This window comes from Variovorax sp. PAMC28562, assembly GCF_014303735.1.
In the GTDB taxonomy this organism is placed as follows: domain Bacteria; phylum Pseudomonadota; class Gammaproteobacteria; order Burkholderiales; family Burkholderiaceae_C; genus Variovorax.
Window position 1 is genome coordinate 2,933,312 of record NZ_CP060296.1, and the last position, 21,269, is coordinate 2,954,580.

A 21,269-nucleotide genomic window follows, 5' to 3' on the forward strand; every position below is an offset into this window, starting at 1 on the left:
GCATTTGCTCTCTCGGTCTTGTCGGCCGCCATGGCGTTTGGCGTCGGCGCGGCGCATGCCCAGGCCACCGACAAAGTACGCATCGGTTTCATCACCGACATGTCCAGCTTGTATTCGGACGTCGACGGCAAGGGCGGCGTGACTGCCATCCAGATGGCGATCGACGATTTCGGCGGCAAGGTCAACGGCATGCCGATCGAACTGCTTACCGCCGACCACCAGAACAAGGCCGACATCGCCGCATCGAAGGCGCGCGAGTGGATGGACACGCAGGGCCTGTCGATGCTGATAGGGGGTACCAACTCTGGCACCGGTCTCGCCATGGCGAAGGTGGCGCTGGAGAAAAAGCGGCCCTTCATCGCGATCGGTGCCGGCTCCTCGGCGCTTACCAACGAACAGTGCAGCCCCTATACGGTTCACTACGCCTATGACACGGTAGCGCTGGCCAAGGGCACAGGCGGCGCGGTGGTCGATCAGGGCGGCAAAAGCTGGTTCTTTCTGACGGCCGACTACGCCTTCGGACAGGCGCTCGAAACCGATACGGCCAATGTCGTCAAGGCAAAGGGCGGCACCGTGGTGGGTGCGGTGCGCCATCCACTCAATGTGCCGGACTTCTCATCGTTCCTGCTGCAGGCACAAAACTCCAAGGCGCAGATCCTCGGTCTGGCGAACGCGGGCGGCGACACCGTCAACGCCATCAAGGCGGCGCGTGAGTTCGGCATCACCAAGACGATGAAAATGGCGGGCCTGCTCGTCTTCGTCAGCGACATCCACAGCCTTGGTCTGAAGAACACCGAGGGCCTGTTGCTCACCACCAGCTGGGACTGGAACCTGAACGATGAGTCGCGCAAGTTCGGCAATCGCTACTTCGAGAAGATGAAGCGCATGCCGACCGACATTCAGGCCGCCGACTACTCGGCCACGACGACTTACCTGAAAGCCGTGCAGGCGCTCAAATCAACCGATTCCGACAAGGTCATGGAGCACTTGAAGAGCACGCCCATCAAGGACTTCTATGCCCAGGGCACGGTGCGCCCCGATGGCCGCTTCGTGCACGACATGTACCTGATGCAGGTCAAGTCGCAGGCCGAGTCCAAGCAGCCTTGGGACTACTACAAGGTCGTCTCCAAATTGCCCGGCGACCAGGTGTTCACCACCAAGGCAGAGAGCAAGTGCGCTCTCTGGAAGTAACGCCCTCTACACCGTGACGCCTCGAACGTTTTCATGACCATCTCATTGCCCGGCCTTCTGAGCCAGCTCCTTCTGGGGCTGGTCAACGGCTCGTTTTATGCCATGTTGAGTCTCGGCTTGGCCGTGATCTTCGGCTTGCTCAACGTCATCAACTTCGCGCACGGCGCGTTGTTCATGATGGGTGCGCTGCTGACATGGATGGCCCTGAACTACCTCGGGCTGGGCTACTGGCCGATGCTCTTCATCGCGCCGGTGGTGGTAGGAATTTTCGGGGTGCTCATCGAGCGCCTGTTGCTGCGCTGGATCTACAAGCTCGATCACCTCTACGGCCTGTTGCTCACGCTCGGGCTTACGCTGCTGATCGAAGGCGCGTTCCGTTCGGTCTACGGCGTGTCGGGTCTCGGCTACGACGCACCGGAGCTGCTCGACGGCGCGACCGACCTCGGCTTCATGGTGCTGCCCAACTACCGGGCCTGGGTCGTTGTCGTGTCGCTCGTCGTTTGTTTCGCAACGTGGTTCGTCATCGAGCGGACCAAGCTCGGCGCGTACCTGCGGGCCGGCACCGAGAATCCGCGGCTGGTCGAAGCGTTCGGCGTCAACGTGCCGTTGATGGTGACGCTGACTTACGCCTTCGGCGCAGCGCTGGCGGCCTTCGCGGGCGTGCTGGCGGCACCCGTGATTCAGGTCACGCCGCTGATGGGGCAGAACCTGATCATCGTGGTGTTCGCGGTGGTGGTCATTGGCGGCATGGGTTCGATCATGGGATCGATCCTCACCGGCCTCGGGCTCGGCATCGTCGAAGGCTTCACCAAAGTGTTCTACCCGGAGGCATCGTCCACCGTCGTTTTCCTGATCATGGTCATCGTGCTGTTGATTCGCCCCGCCGGCTTGTTCGGCAAAGAAAAGTAAGGCGACCGGCATGAACATGAAAAAGATATCCACGATCGTCTACGGACTGTTGTTCATCGCACTGCTGTTCGCGCCGTTCTTCGGTGCCTATCCGGTGTTCGTGATGAAGCTGATGTGCTTCGCGCTGTTCGCCGCGGCCTTCAACTTGCTGTTGGGCTACACCGGCTTGCTGTCGTTCGGCCATGCGGCGTTTCTGGGCGGCTCGGCTTACGTTGCCGGCTACTCGATGAAGGCCTGGGGCCTGACGCCTGAGCTGGGGCTTCTTCTTGGCACCGTCACCGGCGGACTGCTCGGCTGGTTGTTCGGGGTGCTGGCGATTCGTCGTCAGGGCATCTACTTTGCGATGATCACGCTGGCGCTGGCGCAGATGATGTTCTTCGTTGCGCTGCAGGCCAAATTCACCGGCGGCGAAGACGGCCTGCAAGGCGTGCCGCGTGGCAAGCTCTTCGGCCTGCTCGATTTGTCGAGCGACCTCACGATGTACTACGTCGCGCTCGCGGTGGTGGTGGCGGGATTCCTGCTGATCGCGCGAACCATCCATTCGCCGTTTGGCCAGGTGCTGAAAGGCATCAAGGAAAACGAGCCGCGTGCGCTCTCGCTGGGTTACGACGTCGCGCGATTCAAGCTGCTGGCGTTCGTGATCTCTGCCGCATTGTCGGGCCTGGCCGGGTCGCTCAAGACCTTGGTGCTCGGCTTCGCGACGTTGAGCGACGTGCACTGGACCGCATCGGGTCAGGTCGTTTTGATGACACTGGTCGGCGGTCTCGGTACGCTGTCGGGCCCGATCGTCGGCGCGGCAGTGGTCGAGCTGCTCGAGAACAAGATCGGCGAGTTCGGCAACCTGCTGGCCCGCCTCACGTCCATCGAGTGGTTCAACACGCTGGGCGAGTCGGTGACGATGGTCACCGGCTTGATCTTCGTGATCTGCGTGCTGGCGTTCCGACGCGGGATCATGGGCGAGATCATCGCGCTGATCAAGCGCAAGTAGCGCAGCGAATCAGCGGGTCACAACTGGAGCGGCGCGGCGTAGCCCGTCATCTCCAGGTAGCCCCTGCCCACGCGCTTGCCCTGCGCATCGAGCAGTTCGCTCAGTCCTTCCCAGTACACGCCCCCGGTCGCTCCGCTGCCGTCCAGTTCCTGATCGTCGAGCAAGGCGCGCACGGTAAACGTACCAGCAGACGTCTGCACGCGCCAGCGCGTCGGGTAGACAGCCTTTGTGCGCGGGCTGGTCCATGTGCTTTCGGCTTGGAACCGAACCTCGTTCTCGCTGAACGAACGCGCCGCGCCGCCCTTTTGGCGCATCGAGCCACCGGCCCACAACGCACTGCCGTCGCGACGCCGCAGATGAAAGGCGGTGAGGGCGCTGCCGTCGTCCAGGTTCATGCCGATCCAGTCCCAACCCACCGCGTCCGGATGCAGCAGCGCTTCGCTGACCTCGTGGTCGAGCCAGGCCGTGCCGGTGACATCGAAGGCGCGGCCTTGCAGTGTCAGCCGGCCTTGCGCGGCGAGTTGAGGCTCGCTGTAGTAGTAGCTGGCCTGATCCGGCGATGGGCCTTTGCGCGAGAGGCCGGCGTCGCCCTGCAGCAGCACCGGTTGCGTCGGCGCAAAGCGCAGGTCGATGGCGAATCCTGTGGCTGCGACATGCGCTTCGTAGGTGCCTTGCGAGTCAGGTCGACGCACCAGCGACCAGTCGCGCAGCTTGACGTCGGTGTCGCTCTGACTGGCCGAAGCGACGCCGAAGCCCTCGCGCGCAATGCGCTGGTCGTGCCAGAGCTTCTTGCCATCGAGGTCGGTGATGGCGGCATGCGCGAACACGATTTGCTTGGCGGCGAAGGCCGAATTCAACGGCTTTGCAGCATCGATCCGCGAGCGAAAAAACGTGACCTGATAGCCGAACTCGCGCCCGTCCTGCGCGCGTGCATGGCCGGTGATGTACCACCATTCGGTGGCGAGATCGGGATGGCTGCCGAAGTCGCGTGGGAACTGCAATGTGCGGGGCGGCAACGCCCAGAGAGGCATCGCGAAAGGAACAGCGAGCGCGGCCACTGCATTTCGCAGCAGCGTTCGACGCAAGGGGTTCGATGTGCCTGATTGCGCTGCCGAACTTGCCGAACTTGCCGGACTCAGAGGACTTTCCCGTCGTGTCGCCATCACCAATCCTCCTTCACCGCCAACACCGCATCCCGCCCGGCCGCCGCACGCCCTGCGAGCCAGGCGGTCACAGTGCCGGCGGCGACCACCGCCGCACACAACGCGATCAAGCGCAGCCATGGCAGCAGCAGATCCATGGTCCAGTGAAAGCTTTGCGGGTTCACCACTTTCACCAGCACCACCGATACCGCCAGCCCGAGCACCAGGCCGGCCAGCGCGCCGATGCCGGTCCACGCCCCGCCTTCGCCGGCGACGATCGCCAGCACCTGTCGTCGCGTGAAGCCGAGGTGCGCGAGCAAACCGAATTCCTTGCGGCGCGCCAGCACCTGCGCGCTGAAGCTCGCGGCAATGCCGAACAGCCCGATGGCGATCGCAACTGCTTGCAGCCAGTAGGTGACGGCAAAGCTGCGGTCGAAGATGCGCAACGAGGTCGCGCGAATCTGACTGACCGACGAGATCTCGATCGGCTCGCCGCCCGCCCCATCGGCCGCGATGCTGCGCGCTGCCGATGCACGCACTGCTGCCTGCACCGATGCTTCGTTCGCGCCGGGCGCGAGCCACAGCGCGATGTCGCTGACGTTGCGGTCGCCCGTCAGCTTCTCAAAATCGCGCGCGCCCAATGTGATGGCGCCGAACTGCCGCACGTAGTCTCGCCAGATGCCGGCGACGAAGAAGACCGGTGGCATTGCCTGCGACGCGTTCGCGGCACTCCCAGCACCCGGCGCATTCGTCGCGCTGGTGCCAAACGCCTTCGACAGCGGCGCGAACACATCCCCCGGCCGCGCCCCATACAGTTCGACCATCGCCTCGCTGACATAGATGCCGATCTGTCCCGCCGGCACCGGCAATGGCGCCATCATCAGCGGCAGCGAGCGCGACACATCGTCGTCGAGGTCGCGGGCAATCAGCGTCACGGCGGGCCGCGTGGCATCGAGCAGCAACGGTCGGGTGCGCAGAGTGCCGGTGCGCGCCACGCCCGGCACTCGCGCCAGCGACTGCACGAAGCTGGGCATGAACGGCGCCAGATCGCCACTGCCGGAATTGCCAGCCGACGCACTTCGCACATAGAGATCGGCCGGCAGCACGACGTCGAGCCAGCGCGTGACCGAGTCACGAAAGCTCGCCACCATCACCGTCAGCGCGACCGCCAGGCTGAGGCTGGCGACCACGCCGCTCACAGCGACCGCGGCAGTGCCGCGCATGCGTCGAGCGCGCTCGATGGCGAGCATCGGCAGCACGTGTTGCGCGAACAGCGGTGCGATGCGGTCGTACAACAGCGCGATCAACCAGGGCAGCGCGGTGATGCCGCCGACCAGCAGGCACGCGACCGAAAGGTACGCGGCGATCGGGATGCCGAAGATGGCGGGCGCGGTGGCCAAGGCGATGCCGAGCGCGACGAGCGCGATCGCCAGCCAGTGGCCGTTGCCAGCCGCCGGCGCTGCACCGAGCCCCTTCAGCGTCTGCGCTTCCGGCAACAACATGGCAGCCCGTGCCGGCCACCAGCCGCCGACCAGTGCAGCGATCACGCCGAGGCCGCCGTAGAACAGCGCAGAAGGCGTGCTCCAGTGCAGGGTCGGCGCAACGCCGTCGAAGTACCCGCCGCCGAGATCACCGCCCAGCACACGCAGTGCGAAGGCGGCGAGGGCAGCGCCGAGCGCGATGCCGGCGACGCTGCCGATCACGCCCAGCACCAGCGATTCGATCAGCACCAGTTGCAAGCGGCCGCGCGGCGTCAGCCCCAGCACGCCGAGCAGCGCGAACTGCTGCGCGCGTTTGGCCACGCTGAGAGCGAGCACCGAGAAGACCAGAAACGCGCCTGTGAAAAGCGCGACCAGCGCCAGCACCGTGAGGTTGACGCGGTAGGCGCGCGACAGGTTGCTCACACGTTCGGCCGCATCGCCCGGCTCGGCGATGCGGATGCCAGCCGGCCAGTCCGGCGAGCTTTCCAGTGAGCGGATGAAGGCGGTGCGGTCGGTGCCGGTTGCGAGCCGCAAGTCGATGCGAGTGAGTTGTCCGGCGCGGCCGAACAGGTCTTGTGCGGCACCGATGTCCATCACCGCCAGTGCGCTGCCGCCCGCTGCGACGGTGCCGGCAACCTGCACGTCGCGCCATGCGCCGTTGACGGAGAGGCGCAATGCCGCAGTGCCTTCGCCGAGTGCAGCACGCGCGGCGGCGTTGAGAAAGACAGTGGCCGGCGCGAACAATGCAAACCGCGCGCTGTTGGCTGAAGGTCGCGGCAGCAGCGCGGGGGCGATGGTCGGGAGCGCCAGCGCATCGATGCCGACGATGCGCAGCGGCACACGCTGTTCTTTGGATTGACCGGCCCGTTCGGACCCGCCTGTTCCCGCGAAGGCCACGGTTTGAAGCTCCAGAACAGGGCTCGCGAGAAGGACCTGCGGTTGCCGCGCCACGCGCGCGTACACCGCCTCGTCGAATCCACCCTGCGCCGCACGCAATTCAAGATCGGGCTGCCCGTTGACCGAGCGCACCGCACTGGAAAATTCATCGAGCGCCGAAGCGTTGATGAGCTGTACCGAAAAGGCCAGCGCCACGCCGAGCATGACGGCCAGCACCGCGGCTGCATTGCGCCACGGGTGATGTCGCAGTTCCTGCCAGGAGAAAGTGATGAGCAGGGCCCGCATCACGCAATTGTGCCGGTCCGATATCAGGCTTGCACGGGCGCGGTTTACCGAGGGCTTCCGGTGCGTCGCTCGGTCCGATATGCTCGCCAAATGCTCCAGCTCCCGACTTATGCAGACGTGATCGACGCCGCCGCGCGGCTCGAAGGCCACGCCCACCGCACCCCCGTGCTTCGCTCTGCTACGGCAGACGCACGCTATGGCGCGCAGTTCTTTTTCAAGTGCGAGAACTTCCAGCGCATGGGCGCCTTCAAGTTTCGTGGTGCCTTCAACGCATTGTCGAAGTTCGATGCGGCCCAGCGCACGGCCGGTGCCATCGCGTTCTCGTCCGGCAACCATGCGCAGGCGGTCGCACTGTCGGCCCGCCTGCTCGGCATGCCGGCTGTGATCGTCATGCCCCACGACGCGCCGGCGGCCAAGCTCGTCGCCACGCGTGAGTACGGTGCCGAGGTCGTGCAGTACGACCGCTTCGCCGAAGACCGCGAGGCAGTGACGCGGCAGCTCGCAGAAGAACGCGGCATGACGTTGATTCCGCCTTACGACCATCCCGATGTCATCGCCGGGCAGGGCACGGCCGTCAAGGAATTGATCGAAGACACGGCTGCCGATGGCCCGCTCGACGCGCTGTACATCTGTCTCGGCGGCGGCGGCCTGACCAGCGGCTCCGCGTTGTCAGCACGCGCGCTGGCGCCGGGTTGCAAAGTCTACGGCGTGGAGCCGGAGGCAGGCAACGATGGCCAACAGTCGTTTCGTTCGGGGAAGATCGTCCACATCGAAACGCCCCGCACCATCGCCGACGGCGCGCAGACCCAGCACCTCGGCCAATACACCTTCGCGATCATCAAGCGGGACGTCGACGACATCTTGACCGTGAGCGATGTGCAACTGGTCGAAGCGATGCGTTTCTTCGCCGAGCGCATGAAGATGGTGGTCGAGCCGACGGGGTGCCTGTCGTTCGCGGCTGCATGCGCTGCGGGTGCGGCCATCGCCGGACGGCGAGTGGGTATCGTGGTCAGCGGCGGGAATGTCGACCTGGCGCGCTATGCTGCGCTGCTGGCTGGCGACTGATCTTTAGCGCTGCGCTCTACCAAATCGCGCCAAAGCGCTCGCGCAGTTCTTCGATTTGGGCTTCATCGAGTGGTGCCGGCTTCGCGGGCCGCATGGTCCAGAGTCGCGCGGTTTCTTCCAGTTCTTCGAGCGTCGCCATCGCAGCAGCCGGCGTGTCGTGCCACACGGTGGGGCCGAGCCGCTCCAGCATGACGGCGCGGATCGCCGTGCCTGCAGCGTGGTAGCGCACGATGGTGTTTTCGACTTCGTCCGCGGCTTCAGTCGCGCCCGGCCGTGCGTAGCCGATCAACGGTACGCGGCCGACCTTCATCACGAAATAGGGCGTGAGCGCGGGCAGCAACTCGCGGCCTTGCGGCGCGTCGCACATGGCCCCGTCGAGCGTCAGACCGACGCAATGCGTGCTGTGCGTGTGAACGATGCAATGCGCCGGCGCCGCGGTGGTGAGGCTGGCGCCGTAGATGCGCCGATGCAGCGCGATGGTCTTGCTCGCGCGGTCGCCGCTCTGCTGCACGCCGTCTTCGTCGAGCAGCGCCAGGCGCGCCGGCTCCAGAAAACCGAGGCAGGCATCGGTCGGTGTGATCAGAAAGCCACCACCCTCCGAGCTATTGAATCGGACGCTGATGTTGCCCGCGGTCGCGTGCACGTAGCCACGCTCGAAGAGGCTGCGGCCGATGCGGCAGATCTCGTCGCGGGCAGTCGCTTCGTCCAGCGTCATGGCATTCCGGGTTCAGGTGAAAGCAACGAGAACGCGTGAGTGAAGAAGTCGACTGCGCCGAAGTTGCCCGACTTGAGCGCGACGTGCACCGCGCCATTCGCGGAGTGCGTGGAGGGCGCATGGCACCACGGCACACCGGGCGCGATCTGCGGACCGATGCGCAACATGGCGATATCCAGCGCCTGCACACAGGCGCCCGATGTTTCGCCGCCCGCCACCACCAGTTGCCCGACGCCGCGTTCGACCAGCCCTCGCGCTACGGCGGCCAACGTGTGCTCGACCATTTCGCCAGCGCGTTGCACGCCCAGTTGGGCCTGCACTGCGCGCACCGCATCGGGTGCCGCGGTTGCATAGACCAGCACCGGCCCGGCTTTCAGGAGGGGCTCTGCCCAGCGCAGCGCCTGGCTCGCGACATCGACACCTTCGGCCAGGCGCAACGGGTCGACCGCAAAGGCTGCGCCGCCGCGCCCTATGAAGTCGGCCACCTGCGCATTGGTAGCGGTCGAACAACTGCCCGACACGATGGCGCGCAGACCGCGGGCCGGTGGCAACTCGGCCGCTTGCGGTTGCGGGGAAATGCCGAAGTTCTGCGGCAGGCCGATCGCTACGCCGGAGCCGGCGGTGAGCAGCGGCATGGCGCGAAACGCCTCGCCCATGCGCATCAAATCGTCGTTGCTGGTGGCATCGACGATGGCCATCGAAACGCCTTCACGGCGCAGTGCCTCGATGCGCGCCTTGATGGCGTCGACGCCACGCGCCACGGTGCGGTAGTCGATGAGCCCGACGCGACGCGAGGTCTGTGCTTGCAGCACGCGCACGAGGTTCGAGTCGGTCATCGGCGTCAGCGGATGGTTGCGCATGCCCGACTCGTGCAGCAACTCGTCGCCGACGAAGAGGTAGCCTTTGAAAACCGTCCGGCCGTTCTCCGGGAAGGCGGGGCAGGCGATGGTGAAGTCGGTGTGCAGCGCGTCCATCAATGCGTCGGTCACCGGGCCGATGTTGCCCTTGGCCGTCGAGTCGAAGGTCGAACAGTATTTGAAGTAGATCTGCTGCGCGCCTTGCGCCTGCAGCCAGGTCAATGCCGCCAGTGATTGCGACACAGCATCGGCTGCGGGCAAGGTCCGCGTCTTGAGCGCGACCACGATGGCATCGACATCGTCGCTGAACGCCTCGGTGGGTACGCCGATGGTTTGCACCACGCGCATGCCGGCGCGCACCAGGTTGTTGGCGAGGTCGGTCGCGCCGGTGAAGTCGTCGGCGATGCAGCCGAGTAAGAGCTTGTTCATGCTTGAATTAAACCTCGATACGGGCGTTTGCGTAGATGCCGTCGACCCTCAGATGGAGCACCCGATCGGCCCGCGCCGCCGCGGCGACCGAGTGCGTCACCAGCACCAGCGAAGCACCGTGCTCTCGCGTCTGCGCGAAGAGCACGTCCATGACGCGGGAGGCCGTCGTCGGATCGAGGTTGCCGGTCGGCTCGTCGGCCAGCAGCAATGCCGGCCTGTGCACCAGCGCGCGCGCGATGGCAACGCGTTGCAACTGGCCGCCCGAAAGCTGCTGCGGCAAGCGGGCGCCGAGCCCGGCGAGCCCGACCACGTCGAGCATGCGTTCGACCCGCACCGGGTCGTTGCGTCCCATCAACATCAGCGGAAGCGCCACGTTCTGCGCCACGTCGAGATGCGGCAGCACATGAAAGGCCTGGAAAACGAAGCCGACATTCGCGCGGCGCCACAAGGCACGGGCGGTGTCGTCGAGCTTGCCGATGTCGGTGCCGTCGTGCATGACGCTGCCGGCGTCCCAGCTGTCGAGTCCGGCCATGCAGTTGAGCAGGGTCGACTTGCCGACGCCAGATTCGCCGACGATGGCGACGAACTCGCCACTCGCCACTTCGAGCGTGACGTGCTCGAAGACCGCCGCTTCGCCGTAGTGCTTGCCGAGGTTATCGATGCGCAATGTCATGCACGTCCCGCGATCTGACCGACCTGGCGGACGATCTCGGCGACTGCGCCCGGCGCATCGCAGGCGACGATACGGCGCTTCGGCATGCTGCGCAGCCACGTCATCTGCCGCTTGGCGAGTTGCCGCGTCGCCGCGATGCCGCGCTCACGCAACTCGGCCATCGGCCAGTCGCCGTCGAGTGCTTCCCAGGCTTGCCGATAGCCGACGCAGCGCATCGAGGGCAGGTCGGGTGTCAGGTCGCCTCGAGCGCGCAAGGTGTTGACTTCATCCATGAATCCGTCGGCAAGCATGGTGTCGAAGCGCTGCGCGATGCGGGTGTGCAGCCACGCGCGGTCTTCGGTCTCGAGTGAGAAGAGGATGCCGGTCCCGATCTTCGTGTGGTCGTCTGTCATCGGGTTTTCGTTGTCCACTTTGACTGCATGAAAGTGCGAGAGCGGCAAGCCGCTGGCGTGCCAGACCTCGAGCGCGCGCTGGATGCGCTGGCTGTCCGCTGGAGCGAGTCGCGCCGCAGTGATGGGGTCGACCTCGGCGAGCTTCGCGTGCATGGCGGGCCAGCCGATGTCGGCAGCTTCGGCTGCGAGCTTCGCGCGCAGGGCGGCGTCGGCCGAGGGCATCGCGTCGAGGCCATCGATCAGCGCCTTGAAGTACAGCATCGTTCCGCCGACGAGCAGAGGCAACTTGCCGCGCGCGCGGATGTCGGCGATGGCGCGCTGCGCATCCTCGATGAAAGCGGCCGCGCTGTAGCGCTCGGCAGGGTCGCGAATGTCGATCAAATGGTGCGGCACTTCGGCCCGCTCAGTCGCGCTTGGCTTCGCGGTGCCGATGTCCATGCCGCGGTAGACCAGCGCCGAATCGACGCTGACGATCTCGACCGAGCGCGTGCGTGCGATGGCCATGGCGGCGGCCGTCTTGCCGCTGGCCGTCGGCCCTGCGATGGCGATGTAGGCAATGTCGCCAGCAACCGGGTCGACATCACCCGCCACGCGGTTCCCCGAACTTCTGCACCAGCGTCCAGGCGATGGCTGCGATGCAGGCGCACCAAAACCACATGCCGTAAGCCAGCGGCCGCACGGTGCCGTCCATGTGCGTGCCGAGCCAGCCGCCGATGAAGAAGGCGGCAAGCATCATTACGAAGCCGTTGAGTGCCGACGCGGCGCCGGCCGCTTGCGGAAAGGGCCCGACGGCACCCGTCTGGCCACAGGGCTGATGAATGCCGTGGCCCAGCATCACCAGTGTCAGCGGCAGCACGATGGCAAAGGTGGACTGCACACCGCCCAGGGCGAGCGCGCCCATGACAGTGCCGCCGGTCAGCGTGAGCACGCCGCCCCTTGCAATGCAGCCGCGCAGGCCGTAGCGGGTCAGCCAGCGACGGCACAAAAAGGTGCCGGCGATGTAGGCCAGCGAGTTCCAGAGCATCACCAGCCCGTACTGCGTCTTCGAGAGGCCGAGCACCTGGATGAAGACGAACGACGACGAGGCCAGAAAAGTGAAGAGCACGGCATAGGCCGCGGTCGTCAGCGCGGTGAACGACAGAAAGGTCGGGTTGCGCACGACGGTCGACCAGGTACTGACGAGCGTGGCTGGCCGCAGTGCATCGGGGTTGCGCCGCGTCAGCGTTTCGTTGAAGCGCAGCGCGATCAGTGCCAGCGTCGCAGCGCCGAACAACGCGGGTAAAAGCAATGCGAAGCGCCAGCCGAAACCGTCGGACACCACGCCGCCGACCGGCGCGCACAGGCAGGCGATGATGCCCAGGCCGGTGAGCGCGCGCGACATCACGCGGGCACCTTCTGCCGGCGGATAGAGATCGCGCACGATGGCGCGCGCCGACATCACCGCGGCACCCATCGCTGCGCCCTGCACGGTGCGCCAGACGATCAGCAGCAGCATCGACGGCGCCAGCATCGCACCGATGGCGGCGAGGACGTAGGCCGCCAGACCCCACAGCAATATCGGCCGCCTGCCGAAGCGGTCCGACAGCGGGCCGAGCACCAGTTGCGAGCAGCCGAACGCCAGCAGCAGGGCGCTCAAGGTGAGTTGAGCGTGCTTCATTTGCGCGCCGAAACCGGTGGTCAGCGCAGGGAGGGCCGGGAGATAGAGATCGGTGGTGACCGGCTGAATGCCGAGGAGGAAGGCCAGCGTGACCACGGCCAGCGCGGGCGACATCGGCAACGAAGCCGCGCCTTTCATCGCTGGAGCTTTGACAGCCGTCGCTGGTTTTGAATCGGCCGGAACGGCGGTGGACTGCATGGGTCCGAGGGTAACAAACGCGCCACGTCGGCGCTGTTTGAGGTCAAGCTTTCGCTTGAGCGCCGCGCGTCAGCTCTGCGGCTCGTGCAGGCTCGCCATCGTCAATGGCGGCTTCATGCGAAACAACTGCGCCAGCGCCGCGCGGTACTGCGATTCGCCGATGGAATTGGTGTCGTGGTGCGAGCCGCCTTTGACCAGCACGAACATCTTCGGCACGGTGGCCGCGTCGTACAACTTGCGACCGAGCGTCGGGTTGATGAGACTGTCGGCCGAGCCGTGCACCACAAGCAGCGGCGCACCGATGTTCTTCACGCTGTCGATCGCGTCGAAGCGCTGCGTGATGAAAGGGCCGAACGGCAGCCAGCCCCACTTGAAACTGCTCGCCACATCGGCAATCGAGGTGAAGGTGCTCTCTACGATGGTGCCGCTCTCGTCGCTGACGTGCGCGGCTAGGTCGATTCCAATGGCGCCGCCGAGCGAGTGGCCGAAGATGTAGCGGCGTTGCTGCGGGTGCGCTGCGGCCAGCCATTCCCAGGCCGCGCGGGCGTCCTCGCGCGCCGTTGCTTCAGATGGCAGGCCGGCCGAACTCTTGCCGAAGCCGCGATAGTCGATGGCGAGTACCGAAAAACCCAGTTCGTGCATCCGGCGAATGCGGGGCGCAGAGCCGGCGACGTTGTAACGGGCGCCGTGCAAAAAAAGCAAAACGGGGGTGTCGACCGATTCGGGCGCGCCGCCGAGCCACAGACCATGCAGGCGGGCGGGCTCTGATGTGATATTCGATTTGAAGTCGATCCAGACGTCGGTCATGCCTTCGGTCATGGCGGCGCTGTTGCCCCAACTCAGGTCGCTGGGCTGAAAAATCCATTCGCGCTGACGCTCGTCGAGCGTCGCGCACCCGCCGGCCAACAGGGCGAACAGGGTGATGACGGCAGCAAAAAGAGACCAACGCTTCATGGGGTCGTTAGCAGACTGGCCTTGGGGGCCAAAAGTTCAACGAAAGGTTGCACGGGGGAAGCCATGCAACGCCCGTGCCCGCCTTTCGGATGACGCTGGAAAACCCTGAGAAACCAGCGGGAACTCGGCGGAAAGGGTCAGCGACCGCGCAGAAACAGCCCGTCGAGTTCGCGCACCGAGAGCTGCCGCCAAGTGGGGCGGCCGTGGTTGCACTGGTCGGAACGCTCGGTCGCTTCCATTTGACGTAACAAGGCGTTCATTTCATCGATCGTCAGCTTGCGGTTGGCGCGCACCGCGCCGTGGCACGCCATGGTCGACAAAAGCTCGTTTTGGGCGCGTTGCACCACCGTGCTGGCGTCGTGCTGCGCCAGTTCGGCCAGCACACTGCGCGCGAGTTCGACCGGATCGCCATCGGCCAAGGTGCCCGGCACGGCGCGAACCGCCAGCGTGCGTGGCGAAAACGGTGTGATTTCGAGCCCCAGCGTCGGCAATATCGCGGCACAGGCCTCGGCCGTCGCGACTTCTTGCGGCGTGGCGGCAAAAGTCGCCGGAATCAGCAGTGGCTGGCTGGTGATCGCTGCGCCGTCGAGCTGCGTCTTGAGCCGCTCGTAGACGATGCGCTCGTGCGCCGCATGCATGTCCACGATGACCAAGCCTTGCCGGTTCTCGGCCAGGATGTAGATGCCCTGAAGTTGGGCGAGGGCGCGGCCGAGAGGCCAGGCCTCGTCGGTGGCGGCGGCGCCGATCATCGGGACGGCGCTCGCAGAAGTGCTCGCCGAAGCATCTGCGGTGCGATCCGGCGATGACGATTGCAGCCAGGGCGCAATTGCAGAATAAGAGTTTTCGGCCGGCGCTGGCTGGGCTGCGCTTTGCGGCCACATCGCGAAGGCGTCGCCGGCGCCCCGTTCCGCGGCGAAGTGCATGCCCGATTGCGCCCAGGGCACAGAGGCGGCCGGTGCAACCTGCCGGAAAAACGGGGCATTCACCGTCGTTGCCGCCTCACCCGCACGCGGTGCGGCCAGCGCATTCTCGATGGCGTGGCGCACCGCCTGGTGCACTTCACGCCCATCCCTGAAGCGCACTTCGATCTTCGTCGGATGCACATTGACATCGACCCGCGACGGATCGATCTGCAGGTACAGCGCATACACCGGCTGGCGCTGGCCGTGAAGCACGTCTTCGTAGGCACTGCGCACAGCGTGCGCGAGCACCTTGTCGCGCACGAAGCGGCCGTTGACGTAGAAGAATTGCTGATCGCCACGGGACCGCGCCGCATCGGGAATACCGGCACGCCCGGCCACGTGCACAACGCCGCCCGTGTGATCGACCGCCACGCTGCGGACCACGAAGTCATCGCTCAGCGCATCGCCCAGTCGCTGCTCGCGGCTTGTGGCGGCGCGCCATTGCTCGACCAGCCGGCCGTCGTGCCAGATCGCGAAGCCGACATCGGGCCGCGCGAGGGCATGGCGCCGTACAGCCTCGACGCAGTGTGCGAGTTCGGTGGCGTCGGTCTTTAAAAACTTGCGGCGCGCCGGCGTGGCGAAGAACAGCTCGCGCACCTCCAGCGTGGTGCCGATTGCGCGCGCCACCGGTCGCAGTTCGCCGGTGCGGCCGTCGAGTGCCCAGGCGCTGGCGCCATCGGCATCGCGCGACTGGATCGTCATGTCGGCAATCGCGTTGATGGCCGCCAGCGCCTCGCCGCGAAAGCCCATCGTGCCGACGGTTTCGAGATCGCCCAGGCTCGCAATCTTGCTGGTGGCGTGGCGTCGCAGAGCCACCGTCAGTTCATCGCGCGGAATGCCCAGGCCATCATCTTCAACGGAGATCAAGCGCACGCCGCCGGCCGACAGGCGCACGGTGATTTGCTTCGCGCCGGCGTCGAGCGCGTTGTCCAGCAACTCGCGCACCACAGAGGCGGGCCGCTCCACCACTTCACCGGCGGCGATCTGGCTGATCAGCTCGTCGGGGAGTTCGCGGATGGGACGGCGGGGTGCCGGAGTGATGGGAAGAGCGCTCACGCTGTCATTCTAGGAGCGCCCCTCGGCCGGCCTTCGCCGACCTTGTGCTCAGGCGACGTCTTTCCAGCCAGGCATCAACGCGTTCGATGGCAGCGTTTCGTCGAGAAGCTTGCGCGCCGTCTCGATACCTGCCACCGGCAGCAGTTTGGGGTCGAGCAAACCGACCTGCACCAGCACGCTGGCCTGGTCCCAGTAAATGTGCTCGTGATAGAGCTTGTTGCCGCGGAACTTGATGACCGCCAGCAACGGCACTTCTACCCGCTTGCCGGTCGGCGCCACGCCAGGAAGCATCCACGGGATCTCCGTGGTGTGCGTGAAGGTGAAGAGCATTTCGTCCACGACCTGCGTCGCGCCGACGGTGCGCGAGATCGGTGTCAGCGCCGTGTCGGGTGGGTTGCTGTTGACGAAGTGGTCGCTGTAGAAATGATGCAGTTGCTTGTAGCCCACGCCGCCCGTCATGGTCGGGATGTGATTCACGTAAGGCTCGGCGACCATCGTGCTCATCGTGTCGTCAACGTTGCGGGTGCCGAACTCGTATTCGCAATGCTTGTCCCACAGCGCCGACAAATCGTAGTGCGGGCCCATCGCGGCCTTGAGCGCGCCGATGGTGCGTTCGTGGGCCATCAGCGCCGAAGCCTTGTCGAAGTGCTCGCCACCGAGCCGCGCGAACGCGTGGTCCATGCCGGGATAGACATGCAACGCGATGTTGGGGCGTCCCTTGAGCGTCTGCACGATCTTGTCGCGCGCTTCAGGCGGGCAAAACTTGTCGAGCTCGGCGATGTGCAGCACCAGCGGCGATTTGATGCTGTCAGCCTCGCCGAGCGCGGCGTCGATGCCCACGCCGTAGTAGCCCACGGCCACGTCGGCATCGGTGCGGCAGGCTGCCAGATAGGCCAGCTTGCCGCCGAGGCAGAACCCCAGCACGCCGACCTTGCCGGTCACCTCGGCGCGGGCGCGCAGGGTGGTGATGGCGGTCTGGATGTCCTGCATGCCCTTGGCTTCATCGAAGCCCTGAAAGTAGCCGAAGGCGCGCTGCCAGTCGGCTTCGGTGTAGCCCAACTCGACGTTGGGTTCCTGGCGCCAGAAGATGTCGGGCACCAGCACCACGTAGCCTTCTTCTGCGTAGTAGTCGGCAACGTCTCGCATGGTGCTGTTGATGCCGAAGATCTCTTGAGCGAGCACCAGGCCGGGGCCACTGCCACCGGCGGGCAACGCCAGATAGCCACGAAAACTGCCACTGCCGTCGCCGGCTTTCATGTCGATGTATTGACCTGCCATTTGATTCTCCGTAGGGGTGTGAACGAGCTCTGCTTTGAAGCTTTACGCACAGATAGTTTAGGCGTAAAGTAGTTTGGTGGCGCGAAAGCTGCTTGTAGATTGTCCATCGATCAACACGATTTCAAAAGAACATGAAACGAGGCATTCCGAGCTTGCGCGGGCAGGACCATACGGGCATCACCGTACCCGACCTGCAGGCCGCTATCGACTTTTTCGTCGACGTCATCGGCTGCGAATTGGCGACGACTTTCGGTCCGTTTCGGGACGACACCGGCAGCTTCATGGCCGACACGCTCAACGTGCACCCGCGTGCCGTGGTCGAGCAGATCGCTTTGCTGCGTTGCGGCATGGGCTCGAACATCGAGCTGTTCCAGTACAGCGCCCCCGACCAGCGGCAAGACCTGCCGAAGAACAGCGACATCGGCGGCCACCACATCGCCTTCTATGTCGACGACATCGACGCTGCCGTCGCCTACCTGAAGGAGCGCGGCGTGCGCGTGCTGGCCGGGCCGCTCGCGGTCACCGAAGGACCGGCTGCCGGCCAGACCATCAACTATTTCCTGGCGCCGTGGGGCTTGCAGCTCGAGCTGATCAGCTACCCCAAAGGCATGGCCTACGAAGCCACTTCGCCGACCGTGCTGTGGTCGCCGAAATCGCCCGCCCAATAGTTTCGTTTCAGTTTTAGCCTCTCGCCGTTCGCTTCTTGTCTCACTTCTACTACCGGGGAATCTCATGTCCGAATTCGATCGCCGCCGTTTTCTGCAGGCTGGAGGCAGTGCCGCGCTTGCAGCAGGCTCATTGAGCGGGCTGTTGCTGACATCCGCCGAAGCCCAGCAAGCGGACACACTCACCATCGCCTACAACGTGGGCTTGCCGAGCTGGGATCCGACCACCGGTCCGTCGGCCGTCAACCCGTCGATTCAGGGCATCTGGAAGTCGGTGTTCGACCAGTACATCGACCAGGCCGCAGACCTGTCTTTCAAGCCCGGCCTCATCAGCAAATGGGGCTGGAACGCCGACAAGACCAAGATCGAAATCGAACTGCGCCAAGGCGCGCTGTGGCACGACGGCACCCCCGTTACCGCCGCCGACGTGGTCTGGAACCTGAAGCGCGCAGGCGACCCCAAGTCGGGCAATCCGGTTGCCGGGATCATCTGGTCGAGCGTCGATAACTTCCAGGTCACCGGCAACAAGATCACCGCCGACGTCAAGCAATACGTCGCCGACTACTTCAAGTGGATGGCCTTCTTGACGGGCTTCATGATCCCGCAGGCTTACTACGAGAAGGCCGGCGCCGCCGGCTTCGAAAAGAAGCCCATCGGCTCGGGCCCCTACATGATCGAGGAATTCGTGCAGGGCTCGTTCGTCAAGCTCAAGGCTTTCGACAAGTACTGGGGCGCCAAGCCCGCGTTCAAGAACGTGACGATCAAGTTCGTGACCGACCCGAGCGCCCGCGTGGCCGAAATCGAAACCGGAAAATCAGACATCACGCTCGGCGTGCCTTTCGAAGAGTTCGACCGCCTGAAGGCGCTGCCGCACCTTACCGGCGTGAGCTCGCCCATCACCGACATCGCAATGCTCTTCATCACCGACGTCGAGCCGATGCTCGACGAGAACGTGCGCAAGGCGGCGGTGTTCGCGGTCGACAAGCAGGCCATCGTGAAGCGGCTGCTGCGCGGATACGGCGTGGTCATCGACACCTTGCAGGCGCCGCAGTACGCTGCATTCGATGCGACCACCAAGGTCAAGTACGACCCCGAACTGGCCAAGAGCCTGCTGGCCAAATCGGGCTACAGCGTGGCCAAGCCGGTCAAGTTCAAGATCCAGACGACGCGTGGCTATCTGCCGAAGGACTACGAGACGGTGCAGGCCATCGTCGGCATGTGGCGCAAGGTCGGCATCGAGGCCGAGATCGAGGTCTATGAAATCGCCAAGCATTTCGAGCTGCGCCTGAGCCACAAGCTGGCGCCGATGGCCTTCTACAACTGGGGAGACGCCATCGGCGACCCCAATGATTCGACCGGCTTCGCCATGTTCGGCCCGAGCCCGCACTCCGGCTGGAAATCCAAGGAAGTCGACGCCATGATCGGCCCGCTGTGGGGGGAAAAGGACGAAGCCAAGCGCATCGCCGGCTGGAAGAAGGTCGACAAGTACATCGCGGATAACGCGCTCGTGTTGCCGCTCTACCAGCAGGTGCAGACCATTCTCTTCAAGAAAACGCTGGCAGTGAAGCCGCATATGGCGGGTTACCTGCTCGCGCAGTCGGTCGGCAAGGCAGCCAAGGCTTGACGGCATGCCGCTGAAGCGCCTGTTGTGGGCGCTGCCCACGCTCTTGGGCGTGCTGGTGGTGGTGTTCGTGTTGCTTCGGGTGGCGCCGGGCGACCCGATCGCGATGATGATCGGTCCGGGTGCGACGCCCGACGACATCCTCGCCCTGCGTGCGCTGTACGGCTTCGACAAGAGCCTGTCTGCGCAGTTCTTCATCTACCTCGGCCAGGCGGCCCTGGGCCAGTTCGGCCAGTCGATCACGCTCAAGCAGGACGTGCTCGATCTGGTGATGGCGCACCTGCCGCTGACGCTCGAGCTGTCGGCGCTCGCGCTCGGCATCGCCGTCTTGCTAGGCGGTGCGGCGGCATTGGCGGCGGTGTCGTTTCGCGGTAGCTTGCTGGAGCGCGGCATCGACGTCGCGACGGGGTTCATCACCGCCATCCCTGACTTTTTATGGGGCTTGGCCGGCATTCTTTTTCTGGGCGTGCTGTGGCCGGTGCTACCCGTCTTCGGCTTGCTCGATTCCAGCTTGCGCTTCGATTCGGTGACCGGCTTCGTACTGCTCGAGAGTCTGGCGCGCGGACGCTTCGATGTGTTGGGCTCTGCCCTTTATCACATGCTGTGGCCGGCGCTGTCGTTGGCCTTGCCGCTGGCCGCGATGATCGCGCGCGTGCTGAAAGCGTCGCTGCTCGAAGTGCTGGCGCAAGACTACATCCTGGTCGCGCAGGTCAAGGGCTTCAGCCCGTGGCAAGTGCTGTGGCGCGAGGCGCTGCGCAATGCGCTGGGCCCGGCGCTGACGCTCACAGGCGTGCAGTTCACCTTTCTCATCGGCGGTACGGTGCTGATCGAGCGGCTCTTTGGCTTGCCCGGCCTCGGCAACATGGCGATCGATGCCGTCATCAACCGCGATTTGCCCTTGATCCAGGGCATCGTGCTCACCTTCGCGGTGCTGTTCATCGCCGTCAATCTGGCGGTCGACGTGCTCAACACCCGCCTCAACCCCAAGCTGCGCACATGAGCTTGCACATAGCGATGCCGCATTTCCAGAAGCGCGTGTGGGTCGGCGCGGGTCTGCTGCTGCTGATGCTGGTGTGCGCCGTGTTCGCCCACTGGATCGCACCGCACGATCCCTTGGAGCAAGACCTGATGGCGTCGAGCCTGCCGCCCGCGTGGAGCGCCGACGGTGGAGCGGCGCACTGGTTCGGAACCGACAGTCTCGGGCGCGATATCTTGTCGCGGCTCATCTACGGCGCGCGGCCGGCCATGACGGTGGCGCTGGCCGGCGCTACGCTGGCGGCGCTCATCGGCACGGTGCTCGGGCTTTGGGCGGGCTTCTACGGCGGCGTGATCGACACGGTGGTATCGCGGCTGGTCGATGTCTGGATGTCGTTCCCAGCGGTGCTGCTGTCGATCGTGCTGGTGGCCGTCATCGGTACCGGGCTGACCTCCGTGGTGCTGGCGATCGCCATCATCGACTGGACGCGTTTTTGCCGCGTCGTGCGGGCCGAGGCGCAAGTGCAGGCCAGCCTCGACTACGTGACCTCGGCGCGCACCATCGGCCAGTCGCGCGCGTCGGCTCTCTGGCGCGAAGTGCTGCCCAACGTGGTGCCCTTGCTGCTCACGCTGTTCACGCTGGAGATGGGCATCGCGGTGGTCATCGAGGCCATCCTGTCGTTCGTCGGGCTCTCGGTGTCGAGCGATATGCCGACCTGGGGCGGACTGGTGCAGGAAGGTCGCCTGTACGTCAACCAGACGCCATGGCTGCTCGGCCTGCCGATCGGCGCCATCGCGGTGACGGTTCTGGCGTGCAATGCGCTGGGCGACGGATTGCGCGAATCGCTCGATCCCCTGCTGTCCAAATAAGAACGACAA

General features: G+C 65.2%; 18 protein-coding genes. 8 read left to right on the forward strand and 10 right to left on the reverse strand.

Going from position 1 to position 21,269, the window contains the following annotated elements; all coding sequences use genetic code 11:
* Positions 1 to 30: 30 nt before the first annotated feature.
* The 3 genes from H7F36_RS13830 to H7F36_RS13840 are packed head-to-tail and all read left to right on the forward strand — an operon-like array spanning position 31 to position 3,088.
* Positions 31 to 1,191, forward strand: a complete 1,161-nt coding sequence (locus H7F36_RS13830; RefSeq protein WP_261802656.1) for an ABC transporter substrate-binding protein — start codon at positions 31 to 33, stop codon at positions 1,189 to 1,191.
* A 33-nt stretch (positions 1,192 to 1,224) separates the two neighbouring features.
* Entirely contained in the window at positions 1,225 to 2,100 is an 876-nt protein-coding gene (locus H7F36_RS13835) for a branched-chain amino acid ABC transporter permease (protein ID WP_187051366.1), read from the forward strand.
* Positions 2,101 to 2,110: 10 nt separating this feature from the next.
* Positions 2,111 to 3,088: a branched-chain amino acid ABC transporter permease gene (locus H7F36_RS13840; protein ID WP_187051367.1), complete on the forward strand. Its 978-nt coding sequence runs from the start codon at positions 2,111 to 2,113 to the stop codon at positions 3,086 to 3,088.
* 17 nt (positions 3,089 to 3,105) lie between these two features.
* On the opposite strand, the gene H7F36_RS13845 is transcribed toward H7F36_RS13840, so the two are convergent.
* Both H7F36_RS13845 and H7F36_RS13850 read right to left on the reverse strand, forming a co-directional pair.
* A complete protein-coding gene (locus tag H7F36_RS13845; RefSeq protein ID WP_261802657.1) occupies positions 3,106 to 4,119 on the reverse strand; it encodes a carotenoid 1,2-hydratase in 1,014 nt (337 codons plus the stop codon).
* A gap of 131 nt (positions 4,120 to 4,250) precedes the next feature.
* Positions 4,251 to 6,893 carry an FtsX-like permease family protein gene (locus H7F36_RS13850; protein ID WP_187051369.1) on the reverse strand — a complete coding sequence of 881 codons (2,643 nt, stop codon included), beginning with the start codon at positions 6,891 to 6,893 and terminating at the stop codon, positions 4,251 to 4,253.
* 90 nt (positions 6,894 to 6,983) lie between these two features.
* On the opposite strand from H7F36_RS13850, the gene H7F36_RS13855 reads away from it, so the two are divergent.
* The gene (locus H7F36_RS13855; RefSeq protein WP_187051370.1) at positions 6,984 to 7,958 is read left to right on the forward strand and encodes a threo-3-hydroxy-L-aspartate ammonia-lyase; all 975 of its coding nucleotides are present in this window, start codon (positions 6,984 to 6,986) and stop codon (positions 7,956 to 7,958) included.
* Positions 7,959 to 7,974: 16 nt separating this feature from the next.
* Here H7F36_RS13855 and H7F36_RS13860 read toward each other — a convergent pair whose 3' ends face one another.
* The 8 genes from H7F36_RS13860 to H7F36_RS13895 all read right to left on the reverse strand — a co-directional run bounded on the left by H7F36_RS13860 (position 7,975) and on the right by H7F36_RS13895 (position 17,129).
* Complete coding sequence (locus tag H7F36_RS13860; RefSeq protein ID WP_187054974.1) at positions 7,975 to 8,667, reverse strand: aldolase; 693 nt, start codon at positions 8,665 to 8,667, stop codon at positions 7,975 to 7,977.
* Positions 8,668 to 8,669: 2 nt separating this feature from the next.
* Positions 8,670 to 9,959, reverse strand: a complete 1,290-nt coding sequence (gene otnK, locus H7F36_RS13865) for a 3-oxo-tetronate kinase (RefSeq protein WP_187051371.1) — start codon at positions 9,957 to 9,959, stop codon at positions 8,670 to 8,672.
* Between the two features lie 7 nt (positions 9,960 to 9,966).
* The gene (locus H7F36_RS13870) at positions 9,967 to 10,632 is read right to left on the reverse strand and encodes an ABC transporter ATP-binding protein (protein ID WP_187051372.1); all 666 of its coding nucleotides are present in this window, start codon (positions 10,630 to 10,632) and stop codon (positions 9,967 to 9,969) included.
* Positions 10,629 to 11,528, reverse strand: coding sequence for a tRNA (adenosine(37)-N6)-dimethylallyltransferase MiaA (gene miaA / locus H7F36_RS13875; protein ID WP_222620477.1), 900 nt, complete (start codon positions 11,526 to 11,528; stop codon positions 10,629 to 10,631). The genes H7F36_RS13870 and miaA overlap by 4 nt, the downstream gene beginning before the upstream one ends.
* A gap of 76 nt (positions 11,529 to 11,604) precedes the next feature.
* Positions 11,605 to 12,819, reverse strand: coding sequence for a multidrug effflux MFS transporter (locus H7F36_RS13880; protein ID WP_222620382.1), 1,215 nt, complete (start codon positions 12,817 to 12,819; stop codon positions 11,605 to 11,607).
* 129 nt (positions 12,820 to 12,948) lie between these two features.
* The gene (locus H7F36_RS13885) at positions 12,949 to 13,833 is read right to left on the reverse strand and encodes an alpha/beta hydrolase (protein ID WP_187051374.1); all 885 of its coding nucleotides are present in this window, start codon (positions 13,831 to 13,833) and stop codon (positions 12,949 to 12,951) included.
* 137 nt (positions 13,834 to 13,970) lie between these two features.
* The gene (gene mutL / locus H7F36_RS13890; protein WP_187051375.1) at positions 13,971 to 15,851 is read right to left on the reverse strand and encodes a DNA mismatch repair endonuclease MutL; all 1,881 of its coding nucleotides are present in this window, start codon (positions 15,849 to 15,851) and stop codon (positions 13,971 to 13,973) included.
* Positions 15,852 to 15,899: 48 nt separating this feature from the next.
* Positions 15,900 to 17,129, reverse strand: coding sequence for a dienelactone hydrolase family protein (locus H7F36_RS13895; RefSeq protein ID WP_187051376.1), 1,230 nt, complete (start codon positions 17,127 to 17,129; stop codon positions 15,900 to 15,902).
* Positions 17,130 to 17,260: 131 nt separating this feature from the next.
* Between H7F36_RS13895 and H7F36_RS13900 the strand changes: the two genes are divergently transcribed.
* From H7F36_RS13900 to H7F36_RS13915, 4 genes are all read left to right on the forward strand, one after another.
* Positions 17,261 to 17,797, forward strand: coding sequence for a VOC family protein (locus tag H7F36_RS13900; protein ID WP_187051377.1), 537 nt, complete (start codon positions 17,261 to 17,263; stop codon positions 17,795 to 17,797).
* A 64-nt stretch (positions 17,798 to 17,861) separates the two neighbouring features.
* The gene (locus tag H7F36_RS13905; RefSeq protein ID WP_187051378.1) at positions 17,862 to 19,418 is read left to right on the forward strand and encodes an ABC transporter substrate-binding protein; all 1,557 of its coding nucleotides are present in this window, start codon (positions 17,862 to 17,864) and stop codon (positions 19,416 to 19,418) included.
* A gap of 4 nt (positions 19,419 to 19,422) precedes the next feature.
* A complete protein-coding gene (locus tag H7F36_RS13910) occupies positions 19,423 to 20,415 on the forward strand; it encodes an ABC transporter permease (RefSeq protein WP_187051379.1) in 993 nt (330 codons plus the stop codon).
* Positions 20,412 to 21,260, forward strand: coding sequence for an ABC transporter permease (locus tag H7F36_RS13915; protein ID WP_187051380.1), 849 nt, complete (start codon positions 20,412 to 20,414; stop codon positions 21,258 to 21,260). Before H7F36_RS13910 ends, H7F36_RS13915 begins: the two co-directional genes overlap by 4 nt.
* The last annotated feature ends 9 nt before the right edge of the window (positions 21,261 to 21,269 follow it).